Consider the following 17,163-nt stretch of genomic DNA (forward strand, 5'->3'; position numbering starts at 1 on the left):
CTCCTGGGCCTGTGTCCGGTGAGTGTGTCTGATGGGCGTATCAGATGAGTCTGGGTCGCGCTCAGGTGTTGCGCAGGTACCAGCGATACTCCAGCGCGCTGATCGCCTGACGCGAGAGCTCGTACTCCGCGCGTCGGTTGGCGTGGTAGACCTGGTGGAAGGTCTCGCCGAAGCTGTCGATGAAGACCTCGCTGTCGAGCCAGGCGTCGAGTGCCTGGGGCCAGCTGATCGGCAGGCTCGGCTCGACCTGCTCGTAGGCGTTGCCGGTGATCGGTGCCGGCGGCGCCAGTTCGCGCGCCATGCCGTGCTCGATGCCGGCGAGCAGGGCGGCCACAAGCAGATAGGGGTTGGCGTCGGCGCCGGCGACCCGATGCTCGATGCGCCGCGCCCGCGGCGAGCCCGACGGAATGCGCAGTGCCACCGAGCGGTTGTCGTAGCCCCAGGTCGGTGCCATCGGCACGTACAGGCTGGGTTGGAAGCGTCGGTAGGAGTTGAGATTGGGGGCGAAGATCGCCATCGACGCCGGCATCAGCTCGGCCAGCCCGGCGATCGCATGCTGCAGTCGCGGGCTGCCCAGATCGCTGTCGTCGGCGGTGGCGAAGACGTTGTCGCCGGCGGCGTCGAGCAGGCTGATGTGCACGTGGGTGCCGTTGCCCGCCTCCTGGCTGTAGGGCTTGGCCATGAAGGTGGCCTCGAAGCCGTGGCGAATCGCCACGCCCTTGATCAGGCGCTTGAGCATCACCGCCTCGTCGCAGGCGCGCAGGGCGTCGGCATGGTGCAGCAGGTTGACCTCGAACTGCCCCGGGGCGCACTCCTTGAGAGCGGTATCGATCGGTAGGCGCTGGGCCTGTGCGGCCAGAGTGATGTCCTCGAGGAAGTCGGCATATTCGTCGAGTTCGATCACCGAGTAGAGCTGGCTCTGGCTGGCGCGCTCGCCGGTGGCCGGCGAGCGCGGTGGCTGCGGCGCGCCGACGCTGTCGCGCTCGCGGTCGATCAGATAGAACTCCAGCTCCACCGCAATCACTGGCGTCAGCGCCATGGCCGAGAAGCGGCTCAGCAGACGCTTGAGCAGCTGGCGCGGGTCGCAGGCGAAGGGCGTGCCGTCGTCCTCCTCCATGGTCATCAGCATCTGCGCCTGATTGCCGTGCTTGGCCCAGGGCGTGGTGACCAGGGTGCCGGCAACCGGGCTGCAGGTGCGGTCGCCGTCGCCGGAGGCCAGCCCCAGGCCGGTCTCCTCGATGGTGTTGCCGCACACGTCGAGGGCGAACACCGACGCCGGCAGGCGCATGCCGGCATCGAGCACGCCGACCACATTGTCACGCGGCACGCGCTTGCCGCGGAGCACGCCGTTGAGGTCGCTGATCAGCAGGTCGACGCTCTGCACCTCGGGGTGCTGGGCCAGGAAATCCTGGGCTTCCTGGAGACGATCGGAGTCGCACATGGGGGCACACGATGAGGTGATGAAGTCTCTTCGTTATTCCAAATGGGCCCGTCGTTGTCAAATCCGCTATGAAATATTTTACGCCGGCGCGGCGCGCGAGGAGCGCAGTCACTGCGCAAGATTCCCGGCGCGAGAAGCCCTGCGCGAGGAGCCCTGCGCAAGCGGTTCTTGGGCGTTTATAGGCGAGAGGCGTGCAGGGGAGTCGCCAGGGTGGGCATTATTCTTGACAGGCGCCCGAGGGGCCGCAGCAACGCGAGGGCCCCAGCGCGCGGTCAGCGTCTACCGGAGCGGCGGGGGCTGGTCAGGGGATCGAAGGGATCTGACAGCTGCCGTGATCAGCGCCGAGCACGTGGCGCTGATCACGGTGTTCCTCTCAGACGGTGAAGTCGGGCAGCTTGCGTGCGACCCGAACCTTCTCCAGCTTGGCCACCTTGGGTAGGCCATTCTCGAACGGCGGGAAGTCTTCGCCCTGGATCAGCGGGGCCAGATAGCGGCGCCCGGCTTCGCTGATGTGCAGGCCATCCTCGCTGATGTAGTCGCGCGGCATGAACTTCTCATGGTTGGCGATCTCGGCCAGCGGGGCCGCCTCGATCTGCCATTCGTAAGGGCTCTCGGAGACACGCTTGATCGCCGGCATCATCGCATTCTGACCGTCGAGCGCCAGCTCCACCGCGACCTTGCCCACGGCGTAGGCCTGCTCGACGTCGGTACGCGAGGCGATATGCCGCGCGGCGCGCTGCAGGTAGTCGGCCACCGCCCAGTGATACTTGTAGCCGAGATCCGCCTTGACCATCCCGGCCAGGGTCGGCGCCACGCCGCCGAGCTGCTTGTGGCCGAAGGCGTCGGTGCTGCCGGCATCGGCGAGGAAGGTGCCGTCGGCGTACTGGGCGCCTTCGGAGATCACGATCACGCAGAAGCCGTGGCGCTTCACCGCCTCATCGATGCGCGCCATGACCGCGGCGCGGTCGAAGGCGATCTCGGGGAAGATGATCACGTGCGGCGCCTGCTCGGCACTCTCGCCGGCCAGGGCCCCGGCCGCCGCGATCCAGCCGGCATGGCGGCCCATGACTTCGAAGATGAACACCTTGGTCGAGGTGGCGCACATCGATTCGATATCCAGCGCCGCTTCGCGGGTGGAGGTAGCAACGTACTTGGCCACGCTGCCGAACCCGGGGGAGTTGTCGGTGATCGGCAGATCGTTGTCGACCGTCTTGGGTACGTGGATGGCGGTGAGCGGATAGCCCATCTTCTCGGAGAGCTGCGATACCTTGAGGCAGGTGTCGGCGCTATCACCGCCGCCGTTATAGAAGAAGTAACGGATATCGTGGGCCTTGAACACCTCGATCAGGCGCTCGTACTCGGCACGGTGGCTCTCGATCGACTTCAGCTTGTAACGGCAGGAGCCGAAGGCGCCGCCCGGCGTGTGGCGCAGCGCGGCGATGGCTTCGTCGCTCTCCTGGTTGGTGTCGATCAGGTCTTCGGTGAGGGCGCCAATGATGCCGTTATGGCCGGCATAGACGTGCCCGATGCGGTCGGCATGGCGGCGGCAGGCTTCGATCACACCACAGGCGCTGGCGTTGATGACGGCGGTGACGCCACCGGACTGGGCGTAAAAGGCATTGTGCTTGGCCATATCGGCTCTCATCTCCTGGGATTGATATCTCATGCACGGCGTCGCGCCGGCCTGGCGCAGCGGGGCGGCGCCATCCATGGCGCCGCCGAATCGAGCCGTGCGACGCCCACGTCGACGGGCGCAGCGCGGCCGCGAAGGGCAAGTGTCGGGGGTGCGAGTCTCGGTTGCGCGGCCAAGCATAGCCGAAAGGCCAAGGGCTGTTAATACGAGGCACTGGTCACCGCGGCGGTCATTTTTCTGGGCCGCACGGTGAGGGAGAGGATGAGAGGCGGGGGAAGCGCCGAACGCGCGCGGCTGCAGGGGGGCGCACGCGGCCCTGGGGCGGGGCGCTCTGTGGTTCGCCCGCTGCCGGCATGCTAGGCTCGCCGCTTCGTCATCGCGGCCATGGCGGTCGCTGTCATCGCGTCAATCGTCCCGAGGGAGAGGGCATGCACGTTCACGTTCTGGGCATCTGCGGCACCTTCATGGGTAGTCTGGCCCGTCTGGCCAAGGCGCTCGGGCATCGGGTGACTGGCTCCGACGCCAACGTCTATCCGCCGATGAGTCACCAGCTGGAGGAGGCCGGGATCCAGTTGAGTGAGGGCTATCGCGCCGACAATCTGTTCCCGAGGCCCGATCTGGTGGTCGTCGGCAACGCCCTGTCGCGCGGCAATCCGGAAGTCGAGGCGCTGCTCAATGCGCGTATCCCCTATGTCTCCGGGCCGCAGTGGCTGGCCCAGTACGTGCTCGGCGGGCGCCCGGTGGTGGCGGTGGCCGGTACCCATGGCAAGACCACCACGGCCAGCCTGCTGGCGTGGATTCTCGAGGCCGCCGGTCTCGAGCCGGGCTTTCTGATCGGGGGTGTGCCGCGCAACTTCGGCGTCTCCTCGCGGCTGGGCGGCGATGCTACGCCCTTCGTGATCGAGGCCGACGAGTACGACACCGCTTTCTTCGACAAGCGCTCGAAGTTCGTGCACTACCACCCGGATGTCGCGGTTCTCAACAATCTCGAGTTCGATCACGCGGATATCTTCGAGGATCTGGCGGCGATAGAGCGCCAGTTCCACCATTTCGTGCGTACCGTACCCGGCGATGGCCGGCTGATCGTGGCCGCCGGCGAGCCCGCCCTGGAGCGGGTGCTGGCGCGCGGCTGCTGGACCCCGGTGGAGCGGGTCGGCACGCTGCCGGAGAGCGTCTGGCGGCTGGTGCTGGATTCCGACGACAGCCGCGCCTTCGCCCTCGAGCATGCCGGTGAGCGCTACCCGGTGAGCTGGGCGATGAGCGGCAGCCACAATGCCGCCAATGCCGCCGCCGCGGTGGCGGCAGCGAGCCATTTCGGGGTGGCGCCGGCAGTTGCATGCCGTGCACTGGCCGATTTCCTGGCGCCCAAGCGGCGCCAGGAGCTGCGCGGCAGCGTCGCTGGTATCCAGGTGATCGACGACTTCGCCCACCACCCCACGGCGATCGCGCTGACCCTGGAGGGGCTGGCGCGGGATCATCATGGCGGGCGGCTGCTGGCGGTGATCGAGCCGCGCTCCAACACCATGCGTCAGGGCACCATGAAGTCGCGCCTGGCTGAGAGCGTGGCCTTGGCCGAGGCGGTCTGGTGGTATCAGCCGCCGGGGCTGGACTGGTCGCTGAGCGAGGTGGTAGCGGGGCATGCCGGTAGCCGCGTGGCGACCGACCTGGAAACGCTGGTTGGTGAGGTGGCGGCTGCGGCACGCCCGGGCGATCGCATCGTGGTCATGTCCAACGGCGGCTTCGGCGGCATTCACGCCAAGCTGCTCGCGGCGCTGGAGGTGCAGCATGCAGAGTGATGCCCCGCACGGTGGGCCGGTGGCGGTGGCGCTGACCGGCGCCTCGGGCGCCCAGTACGGGCTGCGCCTGATCGAGTGTCTGGTCGCCGCCGGGCAGCCGCTCTATGTGATGATCTCCAAGGCCGCGCACCGGGTGATCGCGATCGAGACCGAACTCGATTTGCCGGCCCAGCCGGAGCGCCTGGCCGCGGCGCTGAGCGAGCGCTTCGGCGCGGAAGCGGGGCAGATCCGCTGCTTCGGGCGCGAGGATTGGTTGGCGCCGGTGGCCTCCGGCTCCGGCGACTGGCGCGCGCTGGTGGTCTGCCCCTGCTCCACCGGTACGCTATCGGCGATCGCCTGTGGCGCCAGTGACAATCTGATCGAGCGTGCGGCGGACGTGGCGCTCAAGGAGCGTCGCCCGCTGATCGTGGTGCCGCGGGAGATGCCGCTGTCGCAGATCCATCTCGAGAACATGCTGACGCTGACGCGGATGGGGGCGGTGGTCATGCCGGCTGCGCCCGGGTTCTATCATCGCCCGCAGAGCGTCGCCGACATGGTCGACTTCGTGGTCGCGCGGATGCTCGCCCAGCTCGGCCTCCCCCAGCGCCTGATGCCGAGTTGGGGCGAGTAGGCCACCCTTCATACCGGTTGGTACCGGCCTATACCGGCGGGAACAGCAGCACGCGCGCCGTCTCCAGGACCAGCGACGCCAGCGCCAGCCATGGCCAGGGCGGCATCGCCAGGTCCGGGCGCTGCCAGCGCTGATAGCTGATGCGGGTCAGCGCGCACACGATCAGCCCGAGCAGGGCGCCACCGATCAGATCGCTGGCCCAGTGCACACCGATCACCAGCCGCGACAGCGCCATGGGCGTGCACACCAGGATGCCGGCCCAGTAGGCGTAGGCGCGGTAGCGCAGCGGCATCACCTGAGCGGCGAAAGCGGCGGTCAGCCCCACCACCACCACGCTGGTAGAGGTGTGGGCGCTGGGGTAGGACATCGATCCGGTGAGGTAGTCCGGCGTGTCCGGTCGCGCGCGTCCGGCCAGGGCCTTGAACAGGGTGTTGGCCACGGCCACCGCGACCAGCGCGCCGGCCAGATGCAGCAGCGCGGCGAAACGCCGGGCCCAGGCCAGCCACAGCAGCCACGGTGCCATCAACAGCGTGATGCCGAGTGCGTCACCGATCTTGGCCAGCGTCTCGCTGGTACCCAGCAGCCACTGATGCTGAAGCATCGCCGCCAGCGCGTGGATCTGACGATCCATCGGCAGCGGGCCGTGGTGAATCAGCACCCAGGTGGTCCAGGCGACCAGCGCGATCAGGCTGGTCAGCAAAAGCGAGAGCGAGGCCAGCGGGAACTCGCTTGCTGGGGGCGGCGAGCGCAGCGCGCGCCACAGGCGCCCGCAGGCCGGGTGGCGCTGCTGGTAGCCCTCGAGCCAGCGGTGCAGGCGGCCCTGGCCGCTCAGCTGGTAGCGGAACCAGGAGAACAGCACCCCCAGGGCGAGCAGCGAGAGCGACAGCACCAGCAGCCAGTGTTCGGCCTCCGGCGGCAGCTTCATCAGCTCGCTCCAGGAGCGCCCCAGCCAGTAGCCCGGCAGCAGATAGACCGGTGCCCAGACGCACGCCGAGATCGCGTTGACCAACGCGAAGCGTCGGCTGGACATCGACAGCATGCCCGCCACCAGCGGCACGAACGGCCGCACCGGGCCGACGAAGCGGCCGATCACCACCGACATCGTGCCGTGACGCTGGAAGAAGTCGATACCGCCCCCGAGCCACTCCGGGTGGCGGTCGAGCGGCCACCAGCCGGGGATGCGCGTGCGTTGCGAGCGCCCCAGCCAGAAACTCAGGTTGTCGCCGGCGAATGCGCCCAGGGTGCCGGCGATTAGCACCAGGGCGATCGACATGTCGGCATGGCCGGCGAGACTGGCGGCGGCGCCGAGCAGGACCACGCCGGGCACGACGATACCCACTACCGCCAGCGATTCGAGCAGTGCCACGCCGGCGATGATCAGCAGTAGCAGGGTGGGTGACGGGGAGAGCGAGTAGAGCCAGTGGGTGAAATTCAAGCGAGCGGTTCCAGCAGTTTGGTGGCGGCGTTGTCGAGCCGGGTCAGGAAGTGTGCCGTGGCTTCGCCGGGTTGGAGCATGCAGACGCGGCTGAAGCTCTCCAGCGGGCCGGTCTCCGGACGCGATATGGTGGCCACGGTGGCGGCCAGCCGGCGGCCTGCGGCCAGGGCGCCGCTCTCGCCAGCATTGGGCAGTATCAGACAGAAAACGTTCTCGCGGTACTCGCCCAGCAGGTCGCTATGGCGGCTGTCGTTGACCACTGCGTGGCTGAAGGCGTGAGAGAGTGCCTCGCGCAGCTCGGTGCCGAACTGGTCATCGGCCTGATCGATCTGGGGCACGTAGAGCACCAGTACGCTGAGCGGCCGGCCCAGCGCCTGTGCGCGCGCTATCTCGACTGCCAGGCTGCGTTGCAGTGCCTGACGCGGCAGCTTGGGGTCGCGGCGCCAGTGTGGCAGGCGCAGCGCTCGGCGGCGGCGGGCGTCGAGGCTGCTCAATACCAGGGCGGCGCTGAGTGCCAGCCACCAGCCCATGCTGAGGGTCAACAGCGATACATGCGTGCCCCCCAGCAACAGTGTCCAGGCGGGCACCAGGGCGATATTGAGCAGTACCGCCAGGGGGAGTGACAGCACCAGCAGGCTGACCACCGTCGGTAGCCCCAGCCACAGCATGCCGTTGACGCAGCCGGGCGCTTCGATGGCAAACAGGGTCAACGCCCCGACCAGCATCAGGTAGTCGGCCAACGCCGGGCGCAGCCGGCCCAGCCACTGCAGTGGCAGTGACACCAATAGCCCGCAGGCGAGCAGCGCCGGGGGCAGAATGAGGTCGTAGTGGCGCATCAGGTAGTGCCACAGTGCCAGCCCGGTGAACATTGCCAGTGCCAGCAGCTGGGCGGCCAGCTTGTAGCGGCTTATGCCCATGGCTGCGTCTCGCGACGGTGGCTGGTGCGTTTTGTGCGGTAGCGCGCGAAGCGGTCGCCGAGCTGGGGTAACGGCGTGTGCGATACGATGCGATGGGGAGCGATGGCGTGCTGTAGCTGGTGGCGGCGCTGCTCTGCCAGCTTGTCGTCGTTGGCCACCAGCAGGACTGCGATGCCGTAGTCGTTGAGCCGGTAGGCGCGCTCGTACAGCGCCAGCTGGTCATATAGCAGGCGACTGAGCTCGTGCATGTCACTGGGCGTGGAGTGGGCGCAGCCGAATATCACCACCTCGCCGTAGAGCGATTCGCGCTCCACCCGGCGCTGCTCGTGACGCGCATCGGCGTCCAGCATCGACGGTGGCAGCAGCCATTGGGCGCCCTGGCGATTGAGCAGCGGCCGGGTCCGTAGGCGCTGCTCCTGGGCCAGCAGCCAGACGATGACCAGCGACGTCGCGGCCAGCAGCGTGGCCGGGAGCGAGAAGTGCCGGGCGATGAACGTCACGCCGAGGACGAAGGCGACCAGGTTGAGTGCCAGTCCCACGCGTCCTTTCAGCGGCTGCAGGCACAGCGGCAGCATCCAGATCCAGGGCAGGGTCGTCGGGTGGCCGGTGGCGAGAAGTATCACCGCCAGCGTGGCGGCCGCCGGGGCGATCCAGCAGCTGCTGCGCGCACCGCAGGCGAGCGTGACGAGCAATGCCACGGCACCGCTCCAGGCGATCAGCCGCACACCCCCCTCGGTGAACGCCCCCGTGGCGGCGGCAGCTACCACGCAGGCGAGAGTCAGCGCCGTTGTCCCGGGGCTTTTGTACTTGCTTGGCATGGTGGCTTATATTGGGCCGATGGTTCTGCGTGGTTCGGAACGCCGTCTGGTCTCTGCGCAGACGACAGTCGGCATGGCGCGTGCCCTGGGGCGATGTCGCGCGCGGCCGTTGCCCCAGCGGGGCAGCGGCTTCCGTCGTGGGCGACGCGCTGCGCGCTCGAGCCCTGGCGGATTCCATGCTGCAACTATCGCACGGGCTGTCACTGACCGTACACTGTGAATCACGATTCGAGACAAACTCTTGCCTGCAGCGGTTGCGGCCGGCCGAGCGCCGCCAGGCACCGTTGGGCGTGGCACGCCGGGGCGTTCGTGCCCCTGACGCCATCGTTGACCGGCACCCTTGAAGAGATACCACGTCATGTCACACTCCGCGACCGATAGCGTCGACGACATCCCGCTTTATATGCAGCGTCTCGGGGAGCGTGCCCGTGTCGCCAGCACCACGCTCCGAGCGCTCGACAGCGGGCGCAAGAATGCCGCGCTGGCGGCCATCGTGGCGCGGCTCGATGCGGCCCGCCCGGCGCTCGAAAGCGCCAACGCCGCCGATCTCGAGCGCGGCCGCGCGCGCGGGCTCAGCGAGCCGCTGCTCGACCGTCTGGCGCTGACGCCGGCACGCATCGACGCCATGCTCGCGGGCGCCCGTCAGGTCGCCGCGCTGCCCGACCCGGTGGGCGAGATCGAGGGGCTACGCTACCAGCCCAGCGGCATCCAGGTGGGCCAGATGCGGGTGCCCCTCGGGGTGGTCGGGATCATCTATGAGTCGCGCCCCAACGTGACCCTGGAAGCGGCCAGCCTGTGTCTGAAGTCCGGTAATGCCTGCATTCTGCGGGGTGGCTCCGAGGCCGCTGCCAGCAACGCCGCAATCGCGGCCTGCATCCGTGACGGCCTGCGCGATGCGGGCGTGAGCGAGGACGCGGTGCAGGTCGTGGAGACCACCGATCGCGCCGCAGTGGGCGAGCTGATCCGGCTCAGCGGCAGCGTCGACGTGATCATCCCGCGCGGCGGCAAGTCGCTGATCGCGCGTATCGCCGACGAGGCGACGGTGCCGGTGATCAAGCATCTCGACGGCGTTTGCCATGTCTATATCGATGCCGCTGCCGACAGCGACAAGGCGGTGGCGATCGCCGACAACGCCAAGACCCAGCGCTACTCGCCGTGCAACGCCATGGAGACGCTGCTGGTCCACGTCGAGGCGGCGCCGCGGGTGTTGCCGCGACTGGCTGCCATCTACCGCGACAAGGGCGTGGAGATGCGCGGCTGTGCGCTGACCCGAGAGTGGATCGCCGACGCCGTGGCCGCCGACGAGGCGGACTGGGATGCCGAGTATCTGGCGCCGATCATCGCCATCCGCGTGGTCGAGGACTTCGCGCAGGCGGTGGCCCATATCAATCGCCATGGCTCGCAGCACACCGATGCCATCGTCACCGAGAGCGTGACCTTGGCGCGGCGCTTTCTCGCCGAGGTCGACTCGAGTTCGGTCCTGGTCAACGCCTCGACCCGCTTCGCCGACGGCTTCGAGTACGGTCTGGGGGCCGAGATCGGTATCTCCACCAACAAGCTGCACGCCCGCGGCCCGGTGGGGCTGGAGGGGTTGACCACCCGCAAGTACGTCGTCTTCGGCGATGGTCATGTGCGCCAGTGACGCTGGTATGAGCGGCCGGGCGCCGCGCATCGCGATGCTCGGGGGCACCTTCGATCCGGTGCATCTGGGGCATCTGCGCAGTGCGGTCGAGTTGCGCGAGGCGCTGGCGCTGGATCGCGTGCACATGATTCCGGTGCATGTGCCGCCGCATCGCGCCGCGCCCGGTATCGCCGCTGGTGACCGCTTGGCGATGCTCGCTGCGGGCATCGGCGACACCCCGGGGCTGCTCGCGGACGATCGCGAGATCCAGCGCAGCGGCCACTCCTTCTCGGTGGATACGCTGGCTTCGCTGCGCGCCGAGTACGGCGAGCAGGCGCGGCTGGTGATGGCCGTGGGGCACGACGCCTTCCTCGGCCTGCCGCGCTGGCATCAGTACCAGCGGCTGCTGTCGCTGGCGCATGTGGTGGTGCTCGACCGGCCCGACCATGCCGCGCCGCTGGCGCCTGAGCTGGCGCGGCTGATCGCCGGACGCGAAGTCGCCACCGCCGAGGCATTGATGAGTGCACCCGCGGGCGGGGTGCTCAGGCTCAGCCTGCCCAGCCGCATGGCGATCGCCGCCACCGAGGTGCGCCGCCGGTTGCAGTGTGGACAGAGCGTGCGCTACCTGCTGGCCGAGGCGACCGAGCGCTATATCGCCGCCCAGGGGCTCTATCGCGAGGTGAAGAGTGGCGCCGACGTCTCATCGGAGTAGAATGCGCGTTTCCCTGAATTCGGGGCAGCGATTCCCAAACGAGGAGCTATGCAGACAGATTCTCTCAAATCGTTAGTCGTCGAGGCGCTGGAGGAGTTGAAGGCGCGCGACGTGGTCGAGCTCGACGTCGCCGCGCTGACCAGTGTGACCGACGTCATGGTAGTGGCCAGCGGCACCTCCTCACGTCACGTCTCGGCGCTGGCCGGCAACGTGATCGATAAAGCCAAAGAGGCCGGCCTGCGCCCCCTGGGCATCGAAGGGCAGCAGGGCGGCGACTGGGTGCTGGTCGACCTGGGCGACGTCGTTGCGCATGTGATGATGCCGGAGACCCGCCAGCTCTATGATCTCGAGCGACTGTGGGCCGATCTGCCCGTCGATCGCCAGCAGGGAGCCAGCCACGGCGAGCGGCACGAGTCGCGCGGATGAAGGTGCGGCTGCTGGCGGTGGGCACGCGGATGCCGGCCTGGGTCGAGGCGGGCGTCGAGGAGTACCGCAAGCGGCTGCCGCGTGAGATGCCGCTGGAGATCGTCGAGATCGCCCCTGGCGCGCGCGGCAAGAATGCCGATATCGCCCGGGCGATCCACAGCGAAGGCGATCGCATGCTGGAAAAATTGCGCGATCAGGAACATGTCGTCGCGCTCGAGGTCAAAGGCTCGGCGTGGACCACCGAGCAGCTCTCGCAGCGGCTCGATGACTGGCGCCAGGGCGGACAGGACGTGGCGCTGCTGATCGGCGGCCCCGACGGACTCGATCCGCGCCTCAGTGCCCGTGCGCGCCAGTCGTGGTCGCTCTCGCCACTGACGCTGCCGCACCCGCTGGTGCGGGTGCTGCTGGCCGAGCAGCTCTATCGTGCCTGGACATTGCTTGCCGGGCACCCGTATCACCGTTAGTCAGAGAGTCAGTCGCTTGCCGTTATTCGCCGCCCCGCAACGCTGTGCCCCCCGCGGGCCGAATCCCGCCCTGATCCGGCGCCGTCATGCGTAAGCGGCGCGAGCGAGTCAAGGATCACGAGCAGGAAGTCCGCGTCTTCCGCAACCGCTCTCTGGTCGCCGCGGCGCTGATCGTGCTGATGGCCGGCGCGCTGGTGTCGCGACTGTTCTATCTGCAGGTGGTCGAGCACGATGTCTTCATCACCCGCTCAGACAACAACCGCATGCGGGTCGAGCCGCTGCCGCCCCGACGCGGTCTGATTTACGACCGCAACGGTCAGCTGCTGGCGGAAAACCGCCCCACCTACAATCTCACCATCGTGCGTGAGCGGGTCGATGACCTCGACGCCACGCTCGAGCGTCTGGTGCAGATCCTCGGTCTGCCCGAGGACGAGGTCGAGACCTTCCGCGAGCGCTCGCTGCAGCGTCAGCGGCCCTACCAGCCGGCGCTGCTGATGAGCGACCTCACCGAGGACCAGATCGCCCGCCTGGCGGTCAACCGCTATCTGCTCAGCGGGGTCGAGGTCGAGGCGCAGCTGATGCGTTACTATCCCGATCCGATCGTGATGTCCCACGTGCTCGGCTACGTCGGGCGGATCAACGCCGAGGAGCTCGCCGATCTCGATCCGGGCAACTATGCCGGTACTCACTTCATCGGCAAGACCGGGGTCGAGTACACCTACGAGGACCAGCTCCACGGCAAGGCCGGGTTGCGCAAGGTCGAGACCAACGCCCGCGGGCGCGTGCTGCGCGAACTCGACCGTGAGCCGCCGGTGCCGGGCAAGGACCTCACCCTGACCATCGATAGCCGCCTGCAGCATCTGGCCTACGATCTGCTCGGCGGCCGCCGTGGCGCCATCGTCGCCATTCAGCCCAAGACCGGGGATATCCTGGCGATGGTCTCGGCCCCCGGTTTCGATATCAACAAGTTCGTCACCGGTATCTCCTACGCCGACTACCGCGCGCTGCAGGACGATATCGATCTGCCGCTCTATAACCGCGCCGCCCGCGGCCAATACCCGCCGGGCTCCACGGTCAAGCCGTTCGAGGCGCTGGCGGCGCTGCAGAACCGGGTCGTCGATGCCAACGATATCGTCTACGACCCAGGCTACTTCCAACTGCCCAACGATACCCGGCGCTACCACAACTGGCTGCGCTGGGGGCACGGGCGGGTCGACCTGCGGCGGGCGATCGAGGTCTCCAACAACACCTACTTCTATACCATGGCCTACCGCCTGGGCATCGACCGGCTGTCGTCGTTCATGCACGAATTCGGCTTCGGCGAGGTCAACTCGCTGGATGTCCAGGGGGCGCTGCCGGGGCTGATGCCGTCGCGGGAGTGGAAACGCGAGAAGTACAACCAGCCCTGGTTCCCGGGGGAGACCCTCTCCGCGGGCATCGGTCAGGGCTATTTCATGGCCACGCCCCTGCAGCTGGCCGCGGCCACCGCGACGCTGGCCAATCACGGCCACTGGGTGCGCCCGCACCTGGCCGAGCGGATCGGTGACCAGCCGGTGAAGCCGCCGTTCCCCGACACCAAGCCAGATGTGCAGGTCGACAAGACGCAGTGGTGGAACGACGTCTACGAGGGCATGGAAGAGGTCATGAGCGGCCGCGAGGGCACTGCGCGCAAGGCCGGCGCTGGCCTCGAATACACCATGGCGGGCAAGACCGGGACCGCGCAGGTCTTTTCACTGGGGCAGAACCAGAAGTACAACGCCAGCGAGCTGGCCGAGCGCCTGCGCGACCACGCGTTGTTCATCGGTTTTGCGCCGGTGGAAGATCCGCAGATCGCGGTGGCGGTGATCGTCGAGAACGCCGGCGGCGGGGTGTCGGGGCTCGGCCGCGAGCTCACCGATGCTTGGCTGCTGCCTCAGAGCGAGCTGCACGACCAACCCGGTGCCACCGTTCCTGAAGAGGTCGAGAGTCTCGATGGCGATTGATTTTCAACGCACTGCGCCGACCCATGGCGCGCGGGTCGGACGCAAGCGCTCGCTGTGGCTGCGGCTGCACCTCGACCCCTGGCTGCTGTCGATTCTGCTGCTGCTGATCGCCTTTGGCCTGGTGGTGCTCTACAGTGCCAGCGGCATGTCGGCGCAGACCACCCTGGCCCAGGCGATCCGCATGGGGATCGCGCTGGTCGGCGCAGTGGTGATCGCCCAGTTCTCACCGGCGACGCTCTACCGCTGGACCCCGCTGGCCTATGGCGGGGGGCTGCTGATGCTGATCGCGGTGGAGATCATGGGCGATATCGGCATGGGTGCGCAGCGCTGGCTGGAGATCGGTCCGCTGCGCTTCCAGCCCTCGGAGCTGATGAAGATCGCCATGCCGATGATGCTGGCGGCCTATCTGCATCGCCGGCCGCTGCCGCCATCCTGGCGTGATCTGCTGGTGTGCGGGGTGATCATCGCGGTGCCGGTGCTGCTGATCGCGCGCCAGCCGGACCTGGGTACCTCGATGCTGGTGACCGCGGCGGCGGTGTTCGTGATCCTGCTGGCGGGGCTGTCGTGGCGCTTCATCCTCAGCCTGGCGGTGATGGCAGGGGCGGCGATGCCGCTTTTGTGGCTCAACATGCACAACTACCAGCGCCAGCGGGTGCTGACCTTCCTCAACCCCGAGAGCGATCCGCTGGGCGCCGGCTGGAACATCATCCAGTCGAAGACCGCCATCGGCAGCGGCGGGCTCGAGGGCAAGGGCTGGGGGCTGGGCACCCAGTCGCAGCTGGAGTTCCTGCCCGAGCGCCACACCGACTTCATCGTCGCGGTGCTGGGCGAGGAGTTCGGCCTGATCGGCATGGCGACCATACTGGTGCTCTATCTGCTGCTGGTCTCGCGCGGGCTGGTAATGGCCAATCAGGCCCAGGATACCTATGGCCGTCTGCTCGCCGGCAGTATCGTGCTGACCTTCTTCATCTACGTCTTCGTCAATATCGGTATGGTCAGCGGTATCCTGCCGGTGGTCGGGGTGCCGCTGCCGCTGGTCAGCTATGGCGGGACCTCCAGCGTGACCTTGATGGCCGGTTTCGGTATTCTCATGTCGATTCACACGCACCGCCGCCTGCTCAAGCATTGAGCGTCGCGGTGGGCTGCAGCAGGGAGCACTGGCGCATGGCGCTGCGTTGGAAACAGGGAAGTCTGACCCGGGCACTGGCCCTGATGGTAGTTCTGGCGGGAGGGCTTTCGAGCGCCGGGACGGCGCTGGCAGAGAGCGATTTCGACCCGGCGACGCACCCCGAGGTGCGCGCCATGCTCGATACCTTGAGCGCGCAAGGGCTGTCGTCGCAGCAGCTCGACGACGCCATGCGTGCCGCCAGCTACCGGCCGCAGGTGCTCGAGGCGATGAATCACGCCGCCGAGCGCCGGCTGCGCTGGGATCAGTACCGCGATATCTTCATCCAGCCCGATCGCGTGGCCCAGGGTGTGGCGTTTCTCCAGCAGCACCGCGAGGCGCTGGATCGTGCCCAGCGCAAGTATGGCGTGCCGCCGGAGGTGATCGTGGCGATTCTCGGCGTCGAGACCCGCTTTGGGGCGCACAAGGGCAGCCACCGGGTGCTTGATTCGCTCGCCACGCTGGCGTTTCATCATCCGACCCGTGGCGACTTCTTTCGCCGCGAGCTGATGGCGTTTCTGACCATCACGCTGGGCCAGGGCGTCGACCCCGCCTCGCGCTATGGTTCCTATGCCGGCGCCATGGGCTACCCGCAGTTCATCCCCACCAGCTATCAGGCCTACGCGGTCGATTTCGACGGCGATGGGCTCAAGGATCTGTGGAGCGACCCCACCGATGCCATCGGCAGCATTGCCAACTATTTCAGCGAGCACGGCTGGCGCCGCGGTCAGGCGGTACTGGTCGAAGCCAGTGGGCCGGTGACGCCGCCGGCTCAGCTGGTGTTCAATCAGACCGAGCCGCCGTCGATCCGTGTGTCCGAGCTGGCGGCGGCGGGCATCCGTCCCACCGCAGGCTCGCTCACGCCCGATGACAAGGTGATGCCGCTGGCGCTGGACTACGCCGACGGGCATGTGCGCTACGTGCTCGGGCTCGACAACTTCTATGTCATCACTCGCTACAACCACAGCCATCTCTACGCCATGGCGGTGGCCACCCTGGCGCAGCGCATCCAGCTCGCGCTGGAGGCGGCGGAGACGTGAGACGACTGTGGTGGATGCTGGCCGCCGCGCTGCTGGTCAGCGGCTGTGCCGGTGGCCCTGGCGCCGGCAGTAGCGGCGGGCGTTACGCGGCGAGTCAGGACGGCTATCCCGATGCCCCGCGTGACGTCTCCCAGGTGCCGGATGCGGTGCCCAAGGTGGAACCGCGCTCGCGCAGCGGCAATCGGCCGACCTACCGCGTGTGGGGCAAGACCTATCATGTGCTCAACGACCCCAGCGGCTATGTCGCCGAGGGGCGGGCTTCTTTCTACGGTACCAAGTTCCAGGGTTACGATACCGCCAGCGGCGAGCCCTATGACATGTACAAGATGTCGGCGGCGCACCGCTCGCTGCCACTACCGACCTATGCCCGGGTGACCAATCTGGATAACGGGCGCCAGGTGATCGTGCGCATCAACGACCGTGGGCCCTTCCATGACGATCGTCTGATCGACCTCTCCTACGCCGCGGCGGCGCGACTGGACATTCTGGGCCACGGCACCGGGCGGGTGCGGGTCGAGGCGATCGATCCGGTGGTTTGGGCGAAGACCCACGGCGGTGGCCGCTCGGGGAGCCGGGTCGCCGCTGCGCCGGCCGCACCCGCGCGGGTAGCCGGAGCGGGGCAGACCTCGGCGACGCCCCAGCGCAACGATGCCGCGCGCATCGACACGCTGCTGAATGCCGCCGACCGCATGGACGCCACGCGCGGTGCCGGTGCCCACGATGACAGTGCCCATGTTTCTGCTGGCAATGTTTCTAATGCCAATGTTTCTAATGCTAATGTTTCTGATACTGATGTCGCCGGCACCCACGCTGCCAGCGCTGCGCCCGGCCCGGTGACGCAGACCAAAGTGGCGCAGGTGACACGCGGTGTGCGCTATCTGCAGGTCGCCGCGCTGGGCTCGCGGGACAAGGCCCAGGCGCTCCAGTCGAGGCTGCAAGGCTTGCTGTCGCAGCCGGTGCGCATCGACAATAGCGCCTCTCTCTATCGCGTTCAGGTCGGCCCGATCGATGACCTGGCATCCCTGGAAACCGTTCGGGCAACCTTGAGTGACGCCGGCTTCGGTCAGACGTTCGTGGTGTCGCCCACCCAGTAACCTTCGTTC

The 17,163-nt window shown here is 67.9% G+C and carries 15 protein-coding genes; 10 read left to right on the top strand and 5 right to left on the bottom strand.

Annotated elements, in window-relative coordinates; genetic code table 11:
* Positions 1-61: 61 nt before the first annotated feature.
* Positions 62-1,441: a glutamine synthetase family protein gene (locus ABV408_RS08525; protein ID WP_353981973.1), complete on the bottom strand. Its 1,380-nt coding sequence runs from the start codon at positions 1,439-1,441 to the stop codon at positions 62-64.
* 373 nt (positions 1,442-1,814) lie between these two features.
* Positions 1,815-3,074, bottom strand: coding sequence for a 6-phosphofructokinase (locus ABV408_RS08530; RefSeq protein WP_353981974.1), 1,260 nt, complete (start codon positions 3,072-3,074; stop codon positions 1,815-1,817).
* 428 nt (positions 3,075-3,502) lie between these two features.
* Here ABV408_RS08530 and mpl point away from each other — a divergent pair, with 428 nt between their 5' ends.
* Positions 3,503-4,870: a UDP-N-acetylmuramate:L-alanyl-gamma-D-glutamyl-meso-diaminopimelate ligase gene (mpl, locus tag ABV408_RS08535; RefSeq protein ID WP_353981975.1), complete on the top strand. Its 1,368-nt coding sequence runs from the start codon at positions 3,503-3,505 to the stop codon at positions 4,868-4,870.
* The gene (locus ABV408_RS08540) at positions 4,860-5,480 is read left to right on the top strand and encodes a flavin prenyltransferase UbiX (RefSeq protein WP_353981976.1); all 621 of its coding nucleotides are present in this window, start codon (positions 4,860-4,862) and stop codon (positions 5,478-5,480) included. The genes mpl and ABV408_RS08540 overlap by 11 nt, the downstream gene beginning before the upstream one ends.
* A gap of 28 nt (positions 5,481-5,508) precedes the next feature.
* Here the strand turns inward: ABV408_RS08540 and ABV408_RS08545 are convergent, their stop codons facing one another.
* The 3 genes from ABV408_RS08545 to ABV408_RS08555 are packed head-to-tail and all read right to left on the bottom strand — an operon-like array spanning position 5,509 to position 8,530.
* Entirely contained in the window at positions 5,509-6,915 is a 1,407-nt protein-coding gene (locus tag ABV408_RS08545; RefSeq protein WP_353981977.1) for a bifunctional DedA family/phosphatase PAP2 family protein, read from the bottom strand.
* Positions 6,912-7,832, bottom strand: coding sequence for a diguanylate cyclase domain-containing protein (locus ABV408_RS08550; protein ID WP_353981978.1), 921 nt, complete (start codon positions 7,830-7,832; stop codon positions 6,912-6,914). The genes ABV408_RS08545 and ABV408_RS08550 overlap by 4 nt, the downstream gene beginning before the upstream one ends.
* Positions 7,823-8,530, bottom strand: coding sequence for a hypothetical protein (locus ABV408_RS08555; RefSeq protein WP_353981979.1), 708 nt, complete (start codon positions 8,528-8,530; stop codon positions 7,823-7,825). Before ABV408_RS08555 ends, ABV408_RS08550 begins: the two co-directional genes overlap by 10 nt.
* 478 nt (positions 8,531-9,008) lie before the next feature.
* Here ABV408_RS08555 and ABV408_RS08560 point away from each other — a divergent pair, with 478 nt between their 5' ends.
* The 8 genes from ABV408_RS08560 (at position 9,009) to rlpA (ending at position 17,154) form a co-directional block, all read left to right on the top strand.
* Positions 9,009-10,292, top strand: coding sequence for a glutamate-5-semialdehyde dehydrogenase (locus ABV408_RS08560; protein ID WP_353981980.1), 1,284 nt, complete (start codon positions 9,009-9,011; stop codon positions 10,290-10,292).
* Positions 10,279-10,983, top strand: coding sequence for a nicotinate-nucleotide adenylyltransferase (gene nadD / locus ABV408_RS08565; protein WP_353981981.1), 705 nt, complete (start codon positions 10,279-10,281; stop codon positions 10,981-10,983). The genes ABV408_RS08560 and nadD overlap by 14 nt, the downstream gene beginning before the upstream one ends.
* Positions 10,984-11,031: 48 nt before the next feature.
* The gene (gene rsfS, locus ABV408_RS08570) at positions 11,032-11,409 is read left to right on the top strand and encodes a ribosome silencing factor (RefSeq protein ID WP_353981982.1); all 378 of its coding nucleotides are present in this window, start codon (positions 11,032-11,034) and stop codon (positions 11,407-11,409) included.
* Positions 11,406-11,873 carry a 23S rRNA (pseudouridine(1915)-N(3))-methyltransferase RlmH gene (rlmH, locus tag ABV408_RS08575; RefSeq protein ID WP_353981983.1) on the top strand — a complete coding sequence of 156 codons (468 nt, stop codon included), beginning with the start codon at positions 11,406-11,408 and terminating at the stop codon, positions 11,871-11,873. The genes rsfS and rlmH overlap by 4 nt, the downstream gene beginning before the upstream one ends.
* 86 nt (positions 11,874-11,959) lie before the next feature.
* Positions 11,960-13,855: a penicillin-binding protein 2 gene (gene mrdA / locus ABV408_RS08580; RefSeq protein WP_353981984.1), complete on the top strand. Its 1,896-nt coding sequence runs from the start codon at positions 11,960-11,962 to the stop codon at positions 13,853-13,855.
* A complete protein-coding gene (rodA, locus tag ABV408_RS08585) occupies positions 13,845-14,984 on the top strand; it encodes a rod shape-determining protein RodA (protein WP_353981985.1) in 1,140 nt (379 codons plus the stop codon). The genes mrdA and rodA overlap by 11 nt, the downstream gene beginning before the upstream one ends.
* Positions 14,985-15,019: 35 nt before the next feature.
* Entirely contained in the window at positions 15,020-16,060 is a 1,041-nt protein-coding gene (mltB, locus tag ABV408_RS08590; protein ID WP_353981986.1) for a lytic murein transglycosylase B, read from the top strand.
* Positions 16,057-17,154 (top strand): endolytic peptidoglycan transglycosylase RlpA, encoded by a 1,098-nt coding sequence (rlpA, locus tag ABV408_RS08595; protein WP_405049931.1) that lies wholly within the window; start codon positions 16,057-16,059, stop codon positions 17,152-17,154. Before mltB ends, rlpA begins: the two co-directional genes overlap by 4 nt.
* Positions 17,155-17,163: the final 9 nt, after the last annotated feature.

This window comes from Salinicola endophyticus, from assembly GCF_040536835.1.
GTDB lineage: Bacteria > Pseudomonadota > Gammaproteobacteria > Pseudomonadales > Halomonadaceae > Salinicola > Salinicola endophyticus_A.

Coding starts and splice junctions, on each gene's coding strand:
- ABV408_RS08525 (WP_353981973.1), bottom strand. CDS start 1,441: ATGTGCGACTCCGATCGTCTCCAGGAAGCCCAGGATTTCCTGGCCCAG.
- ABV408_RS08530 (WP_353981974.1), bottom strand. CDS start 3,074: ATGGCCAAGCACAATGCCTTTTACGCCCAGTCCGGTGGCGTCACCGCC.
- mpl (WP_353981975.1), top strand. CDS start 3,503: ATGCACGTTCACGTTCTGGGCATCTGCGGCACCTTCATGGGTAGTCTG.
- ABV408_RS08540 (WP_353981976.1), top strand. CDS start 4,860: ATGCAGAGTGATGCCCCGCACGGTGGGCCGGTGGCGGTGGCGCTGACC.
- ABV408_RS08550 (WP_353981978.1), bottom strand. CDS start 7,832: ATGGGCATAAGCCGCTACAAGCTGGCCGCCCAGCTGCTGGCACTGGCA.
- ABV408_RS08560 (WP_353981980.1), top strand. CDS start 9,009: ATGTCACACTCCGCGACCGATAGCGTCGACGACATCCCGCTTTATATG.
- nadD (WP_353981981.1), top strand. CDS start 10,279: ATGTGCGCCAGTGACGCTGGTATGAGCGGCCGGGCGCCGCGCATCGCG.
- rsfS (WP_353981982.1), top strand. CDS start 11,032: ATGCAGACAGATTCTCTCAAATCGTTAGTCGTCGAGGCGCTGGAGGAG.
- rlmH (WP_353981983.1), top strand. CDS start 11,406: ATGAAGGTGCGGCTGCTGGCGGTGGGCACGCGGATGCCGGCCTGGGTC.
- mrdA (WP_353981984.1), top strand. CDS start 11,960: ATGCGTAAGCGGCGCGAGCGAGTCAAGGATCACGAGCAGGAAGTCCGC.
- rodA (WP_353981985.1), top strand. CDS start 13,845: ATGGCGATTGATTTTCAACGCACTGCGCCGACCCATGGCGCGCGGGTC.
- mltB (WP_353981986.1), top strand. CDS start 15,020: ATGGCGCTGCGTTGGAAACAGGGAAGTCTGACCCGGGCACTGGCCCTG.